The sequence below is a fragment of the Nocardia sp. NPDC051750 genome, from assembly GCF_044453135.1.
Classification (GTDB): Bacteria; Actinomycetota; Actinomycetes; order Mycobacteriales; family Mycobacteriaceae; genus Nocardia.
Genome location: NZ_JBITCK010000010.1, coordinates 1 through 13,369, shown reverse-complemented (window position 1 = coordinate 13,369; position 13,369 = coordinate 1). Strand labels below are relative to the sequence as shown.

Annotated in this window: 10 protein-coding genes; 2 read left to right on the top strand and 8 right to left on the bottom strand. The window is 67.0% G+C overall.

The window, feature by feature from the left end; genetic code table 11:
* Positions 1 to 217: 217 nt before the first annotated feature.
* From ACIA75_RS35000 to ACIA75_RS34980, 5 genes are read right to left on the bottom strand one after another with little or no spacing between them, the layout of a single operon-like run.
* Positions 218 to 3,022, bottom strand: coding sequence for a DUF5682 family protein (locus ACIA75_RS35000; protein WP_397111369.1), 2,805 nt, complete (start codon positions 3,020 to 3,022; stop codon positions 218 to 220).
* The gene (locus ACIA75_RS34995) at positions 3,019 to 4,134 is read right to left on the bottom strand and encodes an AAA family ATPase (RefSeq protein WP_397111368.1); all 1,116 of its coding nucleotides are present in this window, start codon (positions 4,132 to 4,134) and stop codon (positions 3,019 to 3,021) included. The genes ACIA75_RS35000 and ACIA75_RS34995 overlap by 4 nt, the downstream gene beginning before the upstream one ends.
* A 14-nt stretch (positions 4,135 to 4,148) precedes the next feature.
* A complete protein-coding gene (locus ACIA75_RS34990; protein WP_397111367.1) occupies positions 4,149 to 5,567 on the bottom strand; it encodes a VWA domain-containing protein in 1,419 nt (472 codons plus the stop codon).
* The gene (locus tag ACIA75_RS34985; protein ID WP_397111366.1) at positions 5,564 to 6,943 is read right to left on the bottom strand and encodes a hypothetical protein; all 1,380 of its coding nucleotides are present in this window, start codon (positions 6,941 to 6,943) and stop codon (positions 5,564 to 5,566) included. The genes ACIA75_RS34990 and ACIA75_RS34985 overlap by 4 nt, the downstream gene beginning before the upstream one ends.
* Complete coding sequence (locus ACIA75_RS34980; RefSeq protein WP_397111365.1) at positions 6,943 to 7,437, bottom strand: hypothetical protein; 495 nt, start codon at positions 7,435 to 7,437, stop codon at positions 6,943 to 6,945. The genes ACIA75_RS34985 and ACIA75_RS34980 overlap by 1 nt, the downstream gene beginning before the upstream one ends.
* A gap of 246 nt (positions 7,438 to 7,683) precedes the next feature.
* Here ACIA75_RS34980 and ACIA75_RS34975 point away from each other — a divergent pair, with 246 nt between their 5' ends.
* Positions 7,684 to 7,971, top strand: coding sequence for a hypothetical protein (locus ACIA75_RS34975; protein WP_397111364.1), 288 nt, complete (start codon positions 7,684 to 7,686; stop codon positions 7,969 to 7,971).
* 102 nt (positions 7,972 to 8,073) lie between these two features.
* Here ACIA75_RS34975 and ACIA75_RS34970 read toward each other — a convergent pair whose 3' ends face one another.
* The 3 genes from ACIA75_RS34970 to ACIA75_RS34960 form a co-directional block, all read right to left on the bottom strand.
* Positions 8,074 to 9,336 (bottom strand): alkane 1-monooxygenase, encoded by a 1,263-nt coding sequence (locus ACIA75_RS34970; protein WP_397111363.1) that lies wholly within the window; start codon positions 9,334 to 9,336, stop codon positions 8,074 to 8,076.
* Between the two features lie 51 nt (positions 9,337 to 9,387).
* Entirely contained in the window at positions 9,388 to 10,677 is a 1,290-nt protein-coding gene (locus ACIA75_RS34965; protein ID WP_397111362.1) for a lipase family protein, read from the bottom strand.
* Positions 10,678 to 11,547: 870 nt separating this feature from the next.
* Positions 11,548 to 11,697, bottom strand: a complete 150-nt coding sequence (locus ACIA75_RS34960; RefSeq protein ID WP_397111361.1) for a hypothetical protein — start codon at positions 11,695 to 11,697, stop codon at positions 11,548 to 11,550.
* Positions 11,698 to 11,985: 288 nt separating this feature from the next.
* On the opposite strand from ACIA75_RS34960, the gene ACIA75_RS34955 reads away from it, so the two are divergent.
* Positions 11,986 to 13,251 (top strand): cytochrome P450, encoded by a 1,266-nt coding sequence (locus ACIA75_RS34955; RefSeq protein ID WP_397111360.1) that lies wholly within the window; start codon positions 11,986 to 11,988, stop codon positions 13,249 to 13,251.
* Positions 13,252 to 13,369: the final 118 nt, after the last annotated feature.

Here is a 13,369-nt window from a genome sequence, read left to right as displayed (position 1 = left end):
CCTGGCGAAGGCCCCGCGTCGGCCCCGGATCGGAGCCGCCCAGCTCCTGATCCGGGGCCGACGGCCGAGACGCTCGATATCTCCGGGGGAGATCAGTGTGAACGGGCCGGGCTGGGTTACCGGCTCGCTCCCCGCATGTGAACCCGGTCAGGAGTCCGCGTTGCCATACGAGTGCGGGCGCATCAGACGCATCGCCGCGGCGGTGACAGGAAGGGAATCAGCGCGTTACGGACAGCAGTTCCGCCAGGCCGGATGCGGTCTGCGGATGGGAGTCGAGCAATGCGATCGCCGCCGCGTACGGTGCGGCCCGGAGCTCTTGCCATTCCCCCTCGTGGCCCAGCAGCGCCGCAAAGGCGTCGCAGGCCGCCGGGTACGCGCGCAACAGTTCGGCGGCCGGACCGCCCGAGTCTCCCGCCGGTGCGGGACCGGCGGCCGGCCGCGGGGGCCGCGACCACGGGGGCACGAAGGATTCGATACCTGCCCGGTCGCCGGGGAAGGTCCGGCCCGCTTCCCGTGTCAGTGCCGGAATCAGTTCGCCGGCCTGACCACGCAGGGTGGTGATCAGGCTGGGCAGCCACGGCAGCAGGATCGCGTCGGGCAGCCGGCCGAAGGCTTTCGACAGCAGTTCGACCACGAACGCTTTGATCGACGGCACCGGATCCATCGCCTGGACGAACCCGCTCAGATACTGCGGGAAAGCCGGGACCACCAGCGGATTGGCCAGCATCTCGTCACAGCGTGCGCGCAGGTCCGGGAGGGTGAGCAGGCCCAGCTGCAGCCGGGTCGCCCAGAGCAGCGCCACCTTGGCCGGGGACTCCGGATGCGACTGCTGCACAGCCAGCTCGAGCTGGCTGTGATCACAGCCCAGCGACAGCGCCAGGTTCTCCATGCCGAACAGGAAGCCCAGCATGGCCGCCACGGGGCGGACGCCGGTGGCATCGTCGGTGAACGCGGTGGGCAGCAGGGTGCAGTAGTGGGCGTACCCGGCGGTGACGAAGCGGCCGCACCACGCCGGCAGGCCGGTCTCGGTGGAGCGGTAGTAGTCGATCAGCGCACGGATCCGGCGCAGTACCTCCGGGGCGCCGTCGACGGTGCGTTCGGCGGTGAGCAGCTCCACCGCGCGGGCGCCCAGTTCGTCGGCCAGGCGCACCGAACCCAGGTAGACCAGCGCGTCCTCGACCGCGGCCAAGGCCCGGGCCGCCGAGGCCTCCGGGCCGTTGACCTCCAGGCGCAGGCGCTGTTCGAGGACCTGTTCGAGCGTGACGCCCTCATAGCCCAGCTCCACCAGGTCACGCTGGTATTTGCCGATCGCGACATCCCAGCTCTCCTGGATCGAGCGCTCACCGAGCCCGCGGGACCCCATGATCGGACGCACCGCCCCGCCGGGCAGCAGTCTGCGCAGCATCCACAGCAGATCCGAGCCGGGGCGCAGGTGCGGGTCGGCGTCCAGATCGAGCAGGGTGCGCTGGACCCTGGTGTTGTCCGGGTCGATGCCGAGCGGGATCAGCCGGTCGTAGACATTCCGGGCGAGCGGCGGCAGGGCGTCGTAGCCGACTCGGCCGATGCGGTCGCCGCCGAGCAGGATCTCGCAGAGCCGGCGGACATCGCGACGGCCCGGCACCCGATCCTTCTCGATACAGGTGATCGCCGCGTCCTGGAAGTCGTACGGCGTGGGACGGGCCCGATCGCGCATACCCGCCAACAGGATCGAGGTCTCGTAGATCGCGATCGCGTCGGCGGTACTGGCGAGGTATCCGTTGCGCCGGGCCAAGCGCACGATATCGACCGACCACTCCAGCAGTTCCGCTTCGTCCACCGTATCCAGCCGAGGCGGCGTGGACAGGAAGCCGGACAGCTGATCCGCTACCGGGGCCGGGCCGAGCGCGGGCCCGGCCTTCGCAGCTCCCTTCTTCGCAGCGCTCTTTTTCGCCGCAGCGGAGCGGGCGCCGAGGGAGAACGGGCGAATACCGTGGCGTTTCAAGCCCTTCGACCAGGTGGCTGCCGCGATGGAGACCGACCCGGCGGCTAGCCCGAACTGCGTTTCGATGGCCGAATGACTGGACGGGATGAGGCCGTACTGCCAGCTGGTCCCGGTACGCGGGCTGATCTCGAACGAAGCTTGCGAGCGCACGCCGAACTGCTCGACCCGGCTCGCGGCGTGGAAAGCTCCGCACACATACAGGCATGCCGCCGGATCCGTGCCGGTCTCCGTCAGATGTTCGCGCATCCGCGTCCACATATAACGTTCGCGGTCCTCGTCGCGGTCGGTGCCGGTGCTGCGCAACCGCCGGAACAGGCTGCCGATGAGCACCATGACCTGCCGGTAGGTGTCGTAGTCGGCGTTCGACAGCGGCTGCTCGACATACTGGTCCCACCACTCCGACCAGTGCCGCACCTTGCCGTGGTGCAGCAGATGCGCCTCGAGTTCGGCGAAATGCGGCCGGAGATCACCGATCTCGATACCCACGGCGTCCCCGTGCAGCTTCGCCTCCTCGCCTGTGGGCTCGGCTGCCTCCGGCTCCGCGGCCGGCTCCGCCTTCGCCGGCTCGTCGGACCGGGGCGACCACTGGAAGACGTGATCGGTGGAGCGGTCCACGAGCACCAGCTCCACGCCCGGCGTGGTCAGCGCGTAGGAGATGGCCTGGTATTCGGCCGAGGCCTCGGTGATCGGCGCGACCACCGACAGCGGGGCCCAGGTGGCGGGAAAACCGTCGACCTCACCGGCCCACGCCTGCACCGCCACCGGGAGGGTGCAGTTGCGCAACTCGTCGAGCATCGGGCGCATATCCTCGCAGAGTTCGAGGTAGATCACCCGCGGCTGCTTCTCCCGCAGGCGACGCACCATCGCCAGGCCGGACGCCGGGGAATGGTGGCAGACCGGGAAGATCTCCAGCTCCTCGCGCAGGGCCCGGTCGACATCATCGACCATCCCGGTGAGGATCTCCGCGACCGCCCCCGGTCCGCCGGCGAACTCCGCCGCCGCGGTCCTCAGCTGCTCCCGCAGCGGCGCGAACGGTGTCACGACAGCCTCGCAAGGGCGTCACGGCCGCCCTCCAGGAAGGGTTGCCAGTCGCCGCCGAGGTCCTTGCTGCGCGGCTCGACCACGCCGTGCCAGAACTTGTTGAGGATGGCCAGATCCTCCGGTGCCCGCCGGGCCAGCGAACCCACCAGCGAGCCGGCCAGGATCTCCGGGCGCAGCGCGGCGTCGCCGAAGAACTGGCTGTGCAGGATGGCGTCCTCGAGCACGCCGATCTGCTCGGCGGTCGACAGCGCCGATTCCAGCTTCTCGTCGTCGCTGCCGGCCGCGGCGGCCGCGGCACGCAGATCGGCGAAGCTGTCGAGCAGGATATCGAGCAGCGTGGGCGGCAGTTCGAGCTCGATCCGGTGGCGGCGCAACAGCTCCGCGGTCCGGAAGCGTACGATCTCGGCCTCGCTGCGCTTATTGGTGACCACCGGGATCCGCACGAAATTGAAACGCCGTTTCAAAGCCGAGGACAGATCGTTCACACCGCGGTCGCGGCTGTTGGCGGTGGCGATGATGGAGAAGCCGGGTTTGGCGAACACGATATTGTCGGAATCGAGTTCGGGGATGGATACGTACTTCTCGGACAGGATCGAGATCAGCGCGTCCTGCACATCGCTGGTGGAGCGGGTCAGCTCCTCGAAGCGCCCGATCACGCCGTGCTCCATCGCGGTCATGATGGGCGACGGGATCATCGACGCGCGGGACTGGCCCTTGGCGATGACCATCGAGATGTTCCATGAGTACTTGATGTGGTCCTCGGTGGTCCCCGCGGTGCCCTGCACGACCAGGGTGGAGTTGCGGCTGATGGCGGCCGAGAGCAGTTCGGCCAGCCAGCTCTTACCGGTGCCGGGATCGCCGATCAGCAGCAGACCACGGTCGGAAGCCAGGGTGACGATGCTGCGTTCGACGAAACTGCGGTCGCCGAACCATTTCTGGTCGATCGTGCGGTCGAGTCCGTCGGCGCGTTCGGAACCGAGGATGAACAGCCGCACCATTTTCGGGCTCAGCCGCCAAGCGAACGGCTTGGGGCCGTCGTCGATGGATTCCAGCCAGTCCAGCTCCTCGGCGTATTTGGTTTCGGCGGGGGCGCGCAGGGTGGTGTCGGTCATGGTGACGAGGTCTCCTAGTCGAGAAAGTTCTTGAGTTCGTTGACGAGTTTCTGGATGCGGCCGGAGATCACCGGGGTGCCCATCGCCTTGAACCGTTCGCGGAACCAGGGGTTCACGCTCTGGTGGCCGGAGCTGTTGACGGAACCGACGGGAATGAACTTCACCCCGCTGCGGTGCACCGCCTGGATGCCCTCGAACAGCGGCTGCGAACGGCCGAACTCGTAGAAGTCCGAGATCCACACCATCACGGTGTTGGCGGGATCGGCGATCTTGGGTTGCGCCATCGCCATCGCGACCGGCCCGTCGTTGCCACCGCCGAGTTTGGTGCGCAACAGCACCTCGAAGGGATCGTGGATCCACGGCGTCAGGTCCAGTGCGCGGGTGTCGAAAGCGATCAGGTGCACGTCGACCTTCGGCAGGCCGGCGAAAATGGAGGCGAGGATGGTGCAGTTGACCATCGAATCGACCATGGATCCCGACTGGTCGACCACCACGATCATGCGGGCGGGCACCGTCCGCTTCGCGGTCTGCCGGTAGAACAACCGGTCCACGTAGAGGCGCTCGTCCTCGGGGTTCCAGTTGGTCAGGTTCTTCCAGATCGTGCGGTCCACATCGAGGTTGCGCAGGATCCGTTTCGGCGGCACCGACCGGTCGACGGTGCCGGCCGAACTCTGCTGCACCTGGGTGCGCAGGACCTCGGCCACCTCGTCGACGTAGCGGCGGATCAGCCGCTTGGCATTGGCGAGCGCGACACCGGACAGATTCGCCTTGTCGCGCAGCAATTGTTCGATCAACGACATGCTCGGGGTGAGCTGAGCCGAGAGCACCGGGTCGGCCAGGACTTCGCGCAGATGCATCCGGGCGACCAGTTCGCTCTCGACCTTGCCGAGCGCCGCCTGGACCTCGGTGCCGCCGCCGTTGTCGAAGCCGCCGAGCAGTGCGCGCAGGTGACAGGCGTCGGCCTGCCAGTTCGCGAGCTGTCCGGCGCTGACCGTGCCCGAGCCGGTCGCGAACACATTGAGCAGCAGCTTCGATATCAACGCGGCATTGCGGACCTCGAGGTCCCGGGCGGCGGGCTCGGGGTCGCCGTGCTCGGAGCCGGGTAGGTCCCGTTCGGAGCGGGTGTCGGCCGCAGCGGATTCGGGATCCGCCACCGGAGATCCCGGAAGAGGCCCCGCCCCTTGTTTTTCGAGCCGATCGAATTCGCCCTCGAGCTCGGGGAACCGCTGGATGACCGTGTCGACGGCGATACCCGGGTCGAGTAGCGCGGCGGGCAGTCCGAGGTCGTCGAGAATCGAGACGCCGGCCGAGTCCAGGGTGGGCGGGGGCTCGGGGTCGAAAATGCCTGCGAGCAGACGCCAATACAGAATCTGCCGCTGGGTGGCACGGACGTCGGGTTCCGCCGGCGTGGCTTTCTCGTGAGCTGTGGTCATTTTCGCAGCAACCGCCCCGCGCGTTCGCGCAGCACCACGACCGCGTCGCCGGATTTGGCCAGCGCTTTGGCGATCTTCGGATCGGTCGGGCCCTGTGCCCAGTCGCCGGTGTGCGCGGAGGTGGCCGCCTTCCGGAACACGTATTCGATCGCGAGCGGGCGCAGGCGCCACTGCCCGGCGTCCCAGCGCACCAGGCCCAGGCAGGCCGTGGACTTGGTGACGAGGTCGACGGTGAGCGGACCGCTGCGGGGCAACCGATCGAGTTCGACGGCCAGGCGGTGACCGTCGATAACCAGGGCACCGTCTTCGACGCGGTAGTTCTCCACCAGCACCGGTTCACCGAGGTGCACTGGATGGCGGTCCAGCGGCGCGACCGCGGCCGCGATGGCCTTCGGAAGCTGGATACGGGCGGTGGTGAACGGGTCGGCCGGATCGCCGAGTTCGGCGTGCGCGTCCACCCACAGCAGATCGCCGGCCGCGGTGAGCGTCATATCCGCCACGGTGACCGTGCGGCGTTCGGCCAGCGCCTGCAGCAGGCGCGGATGCTCGCCCAGTACCTGCCAGACGGCCGGGCCGACAATGGTGTCGACCTTGGCCGCGCCGATGCTCACCCGCACCAGGCGGGCGGGCTCGGTGCCGGTTTCGAGGACGGCGTGGACCTGCGCCTGCACCGCCGTACCGTGCTCGTGCACATCGACACCGACCACCAGCAGCCGTCCCGAAACGGTCTCCGCGTCGATATCCTGCGCGCCCTGCCAGGTCAGCAGTAGTGCCTGCGACCACAGGTCGGCCCAGCGCCGGGCCGGAATCCGGTCCAGCGTGGCGATCGGCGCGCAGGCACGCAGTTCGGCGGCGAACCCGTCGAGCAGGACGGCCAGCCGGCGCAGTTCGGGTGCGGCCCACAGCGCTTCGATGGTCCGATCCGCGGCGGACACGAGGTCGTGATCGACCCCGCGCCACCCGTTGATCGCCAGTTCCTGCAACCAGGCTCGGCATCCGGCGATCACGCCGCCGGGCGCCGCCGGTGTCGCAGTCTCGGCGTGAGCCGTCCGTTCGCGGCCGACCGCCCGGTCGAACCGGACGAGTAACGCGTCGTGCACCGCGCCCAGCAGGGCAGCACGCCCGGCGGCCAGCGCACCGAGCTTTTCGGGTTCGATCGATCCTGCACCGACCGCGGCGACGGCCTCGGCGACCGCCTCGGCCAACGGTGATCCGGCCACGGCGGCACCGAGGCCCGCGAGCGCGTCCGCGGCGTCGTCACCGATCCGGCCGAATCCGTCGACCAGCGCGGCATCGAATCCGTCGATGACCGCCAGCGCCTCGGTGACACCGGTATCCGGGGCAGCGGTGAGCTCCGCCAGTTGTACTCCGAGCATCAGACCTGCGCTCCCGCCGCCGGGAACCAGTGCAGTTCGGGAACCGGCGCCGCGGAACCGGGCTGTTCCAGATAGCTCAGATGCCGCAGGAACCTGCTGAACACGACGGCGGCCTCGGTCGAGGCGCCGGAGGTGTGCAAACGGGCGAGGATATCGCCGTCCTCGGGCACGTCCACACCGAGGAAACGAGCGACGCGGTGGATGCCGTATTGCAGGACCGCTTCGGCCAGCAGCGACTGAAGATGTTTGCACGCGTATCCGCCGGAATGCCCGCCGCATGGCCTGTTGTTGTTGGTACTGCAGCTGAGCCCGTGCTCACGCGCGGAGATCGACGACACGTAGACGCGCGCGATATCCGATCCGCTCGACACCACCCCTTGTAACCGGCCGTCGGCCATCTCGACGAACGGCACCTTGGCGAGTTTGCGCGGCGCCACCACCGGCAGCAGCTGCACCACCGAGGAACGCTCCCGATCCTGATCATCGGAGCCCATCGGATTCCCTCCCGTCTCTCAACACACCGAACAACTTAAGCGAACCCACCGACAAGTGCGCGGCCCGCCGAATTGCCCTGGTAGCAAGAGGTTTCGGATAGCGCGTAGCCGCACGAGCACGGCACCGATTGTGCTGACATCACCGCGTTCACGCGCAATACTGAGACGTGAGAGCCGATCGGGGCTCCGATTCCGAACGCGGGGAAACAATGTCGAAGAAACAAGGCTGCTACGTCGGCGTCGCTGTTGACCGGTAACGCCACCCTCGAGGTCCTGCTGCGCCACCGCACGGTATGCCGGTACCTGCCCGGCGAGACCAGCGACAACGAACTCCAACTGATCCTCGCGGCCGGCCAATCGGCATCGACCTCGGCGAACTTCCAGTTCACCAGTGTGGTCGTGGTCGACGATCCGGCCGGCCGCGCCCGGCCCACGGAACTCGCCGGCGGACGGCAGCTGATCCTCGACGCCGCGATATTCCTGGTGTGGATAGCCGACTGGTCCCGCAATAACCAAGGCTTCGAACTCCGCTGACCGGGGGCGAACCGCCTGCACCCGTCGGCTCGGGAGGGTTCCCGTCCCCACTCTCGCGCTGTTCAGCGAACGCCGACCGGGCAGCGGATCATGCCGCTGCGGCTACGCGGCCGGCGGATGCGGGCCGGCGCGTACCGCATCTTCGTGCTGTCGACGGCCGCCGGCGCCGGTACCCCGAAGCCGGTCGCCACGCCCTGGCTTCCCTGGGATCCTTCCGGGAACGACCTCGGCGGGGCGGGCTGGGCGCCTGCGCGGTGTCCGGTTGACGAGCGTGATGTCACCGCCGTAATGGTCGAGGACCCGATGATCCATGACCGCGCGCCACAGCGGCGGGACAGCGGCGATCAAGAGCATGGTGGCGTAACCGAAGGGCAGCTGCGGGGCCTCGTCGGAGCTGCGCAGCGTCTGATAGCGGCGGCCGGGGTTCGCGTGGTGGTCGCTGTGGCGCTGGAGGTGGAGCAGGAAGACGTTGGTGACCAGGCGGTCGCTGTTCCAGCTGTGGCGTGGTGAGCACCGCTCGTAGCGGCCGTCGGCGCGGCGCGCCCGGAGCAACCCGTAGTGCTCGAGGTAGTTCACGGTCTCGAGCAACCCGATGCCGATCGCGGCCTGCAGCACCAGGAAGGGAATCAGACCGGGCCCGAAGACGAGAATCATCGAACCGAACAACACGACGCTCATCGACCAGGCCTGCAGTAATTGGTTGTCCCGGCAGAACCACCTTTTTCCCTTGCGGGACAGCCGTTCCCGTTCCAGCGTGAGTGCCGAGCGGAAACCGCCCACGATGCTGCGCGGGATGAACGCCCACAGCGACTCGCCGAAGCGGGCGCTGGCCGGGTCTTCGGGTGTGGCGACGCGGACATGATGGCCGCGGTTGTGCTCGATGAAGAAATGGCCGTATCCGGATTGCGCCAGCGCGATCTTTGCCAGCCACCGTTCAAGGTGTTCGGCCCGATGGCCGAGTTCATGGGCCGCATTGATACCGACACCGGAGACAATTCCCAGCGTGGCGGTCAGCCCCAGTTTGTCGATGAGCGCCAGTTCGGGACTGGTCCACATGTAGCCCGCGATAACCAGGCCGATGAACTGGATCGGCAGGAAGAGGAACGTGCACCAGCGGTAGTAACGATCGTTGGACAGTGCCTCGTAGTCCTCGTCTCGCGGACTGGTTCCGTCGCACCCCACCGTGACGTCCAGCACCGGGATCACCACCAGCACCAGGATCGGACCGATCCACCAGAAGAGCTCCAGCCCCGTGAGGTTCACCAGTTCCGCCGGCAGTAACGCGCAACCGGGCACGATGGTGCTCAGAATCCAGAGATAGCGTTTGCGATCGCGCGCTTCAGCGCGTCTGAGGATTGTTGTCATATCCGTCTCGCTCATCCAACCGAACTACTCGATCGGGTGACTCCGTGTGAACTATGGCAGGGCCGCGCAGTTCACGGGCGCCGGCACGTTGGCAAGACGATCGGTCACCCACTGCTGCGAGGTGGTCACTGAGGGGAAAAAGGCCAAATCGTGAGTGCCCAGGAAGCCGGTCATCGGGGGCACCGCGTCGTCCGCGGCCAGCTCGACGGCCGCACCACCACCGCACCAGCTCGCGGCCATAGCGCGCACGGCCGGATACGGGGCTCCCCCATCGTGCCTGGCCGAGTAGACACGTACCGGCACCGCCGGGGCCGACCCGCCGAGCCGCTGCTGGTCGAATGCCTTCCGCAATTCCGGGGTGCTGTCGATCACGGCCGTGATCGGCTGTCCGCTGGTGGTCCATCGGGACGTGTTCTGCGGTTGCTGCCGGAGAGCACTGGAAAGGCCGCCGCCGCATTTACCCATCGAATCGTGCAGGATCGCCTTACCGGTGTCGTTGAGTACGGCATCGAGCACCGGACGGGTTTCGGGATAATCGGCGGCGATGCCGTTGAGGATCCAGGCGATGGCCGGTGCGACACCGGGAAGGCCGTCGTTGCGCGCGATATATTCCGCGGGACCCAGCGGCGGCCCGCCCACATAGGCGCCGCGCACGTTCAGCTCGGGGGCGTACTCCGGTTGCAGTTCGGCGGCGGCCGCAGAAGCCATCCCGCCCTGGGAGTAGCCGTACAGGACGACCGGCGAGCCGGGAGTGAAGCCGGCGCCGGGCAACCGCAATGCGGCACGTGCGGAGTCCAACACCGCGTAACCCTGCGTTTTGCGATTGAGGAAGTTGTGGACGCCCGGTGCGCCGAAATCGTGATAGTCGGTCATCACCACCGCCATGCCACGGGCCAGCAGTTGAGAGATCGCGATGACGTCGTATTCGAAGACCACGTCGGCCGGCGGCTGATATCGGATCACCTGGGACACCATCGCGGAGGGCGCGCACTCGGGGCCCTGCCCCTGGGTACCACCCGCATATGCCACCAGCGGGCGTTCCCCGGGGCCGGTCCACGGAGCGGTCGGCTCCAGATAGGTTCCCACCACCGTGGTCGGCGCATCATGGGTATCGCTGCTGGCGTAGGTGAAGCGTGTGGATCGCGCCGGGAGCGTCCCGGGCAACCCGGGGGCCGCCACCGACAGTTGCGACACCTCGGTACGGAGAATAGCGCCCGCCGCTCGTTCCGACTGCGGAAGCGCCGGTTGCGTCCATGCGGGCGGTGCGGTGATCGCCCCTCCGCCGGCAACTATGAGGGTTCCTGTCAGAACCGCGAACCAGGCGCGCTTTTCGCTCTTCATATCGATCCTTTGTGCGAGTGGTTCATCCCGGGCAGCTGTCGGATCGAAAGACACCATTGCCGCAGACTCGAGCACACACCCCTGCTGGTCAGCGGACCGTCGGCAACCGTGACGCTTCGATTCAACAGATATAGATCGAATACTGCGAGTATCGCTGGTCGAGCGCGGAACCGGGCACATATGCACTTCGTGTCGCGAGACCGTTGCACAGGGTCAGGTTCCGGTGAGCCCGCCATGAAGTGGACCTCAGGGGACCTTACTACACCCGAACCCACAGGTAGACGCACCGGAACCATTCCTCGCCGGAAAGAGTTCGCCCCATGGGGCGATCCGCGTACCGGGCAGGCGGGGCGGTGCCCGCACCATCGACGAGCACACCATCGCGGACACTCCACAATTCCCGCCCGGGACCTGTGGCCCCCCAGAGGAACCGGCGCGCTTTCCGCTGTGCCCGACCACGGCAGACACCGGCAATGACCCATCCGACCACCGCGGAGGTATCGATAATTACGGCCCGGAGCAGAAACCGGCCAGCAGTTTGTAGACAAGGGCACAAACCAACTGTAGGTTTGTTTCTCAGTGGGGCGTGCGACGCCGATCGTCGCACCCTGCGAGCAGCGATCAATGGCACCCATAGGACGGGAAGGCCGGCGAAAGTTGTTCTGCCCCGCTACCCCGTCCCGACGCGGTGGAGAGACCACCATAAAGGGGGGTTTCGCATGGACAACGCGAACGCCGAATCAAACGAGCCGAGAGTCCCCGGCCAACCGACCGCACAGGACCCGGGCCACCGGCCTCGAGCCCGACGCCCCAGACACGCGTCCCGCGAAGAACGAATCAGACTGTGGGTGATGACCTTGACGCCGCCCGTCACAGCGATAGCCACCATGGTCGTGGCGCTGCTGAACCGTTGAGGACGATGGTGTCGACAATCGGGAACTCGACGTAGCCTGCGGCGGAGGTGCTCACCGCCACTTCCACCATTGGGTACTCGGTGATCGCGATCTCGGGCAATGTCATGGCCGACCATGTATTCACATGCGGCGGTCATTCGCCGTCTCGCACCGCGAACCGGCACGTGGCTGCGTCACCTGGTTGGAGGTTTAGTGCACAGCAACCGGGGCTAGTCCGTGAGGGGGCTTCCTGGTTCACCCGATCGAAACTGCTCGACCTCTCGCTGATGCACTCCTGGTTGACAATTCATTCCGGACGGCATCGCGCGCAAGATCAGATCGTTCGCCGAAAGGACTGAGGGACTGTGCACTACATAGATTCGAGCTCGGCCACCTTTTCGCCCGATGGTCGGCGGTGACCGGCGCAATGGAAATCCTCGAGCTGACCGACGACTTCTACCAGGATCCGCACGCGACCTACCGGGCGCTGCGTAAGCGCGGTCCCCTGCACCGAATTCGATTGGACGGTGTACTCGGCTGGTTGATCGTCGATCATGACGTAGCCAAACAGGCCTTCGCGGAGCCGACCATCAGCAAACGCATCGGGTCGCCCGAGGGGCAGGCTGTGCTGGCCAAAAACGGTGCAGCCGAATTGTTCAACACCGCGATCAGCGACAACATGTTGTTCGCCGATCCGCCACAGCACACCCGGCTGCGCCGTCTCGTAGCCAAGGCATTCACCGGTCCCGCCATCCGCGATCTCCAGCCGAGAATCACCTCGATCGCCGACACCCTGCTCGACGACATCAGCGCGCGAACGACCGTCGACCTCATCGACAGCTACGCGTTCCGGCTACCGACCGCGGTGATCTGTGAACTACTCGGAGTTCCCGACGAGGACAAGGACGATTTCCGCTCGTGGACCGCCGTTGTCGTCAGCGACTCGGCCACGATCGAGGAACGCTCCGCGGCCGGGGTCAGCTACCTGACCTACCTGACGAAATTGATCGCCACACGCACCGACGACCCCCGCGACGACCTGCTCTCCCAACTGATCATCGCGAAAGACCACGAAGACCGCCTGGACGACCACGAACTCATCGCCATGCTGCTCCTGCTGCTGATAGCCGGGCATGAGACGACCGTCAACCTCATCGGCAACTCGATACTGGAGCTGCTACGCGATCCGGCATCGGCCGAGCGGCTGCGCACCGAACCCGAAGCGATACCCGCCTACATCGAGGAGATCCTGCGCTGTCACGGGTCGTTGCACGTGGCGACGGCTCGCTACACGACCGCCCCGATCACATTGGGCGGTAGCCACATCGACGCGGGCGAATTCATCCTGATCTCGCTCGCCGCCGCCAACCGCGACCCGGCGCGCTTCACCGCCCCGGACCGGATCGACCTCGAAAGACCCGAGAGCCGCCATATCGCCTTCGGGCACGGCATCCATCACTGTCTCGGCGCCGCCCTGGCCCGCATGGAGGCCACCACCGCGATCTCGCGGCTGCTGGCCAAGTTCCCGGAGCTATCGCTCGACGGGGAATTCAGTGATCTGACGTGGCGAAAAAGCCTCCTGATCCATGGCTTGACCAGCCTGCCGGTTCGACTGGCCGCACCCACTGAATCTCATCCCGTGTCCAGCGCCGACGTGGACCGCTACTCTCTGTCGGTCTGACCCCAGGCGTCACGGATTCCGTTCGAAACCTGTGGTACCGAGACCATTTCAGGGTTCAGGAGGGTGGCCGGAGCGCGGACGAGACCCTCGTAGCAACCGTGTCATGAAGAGGGTGGTG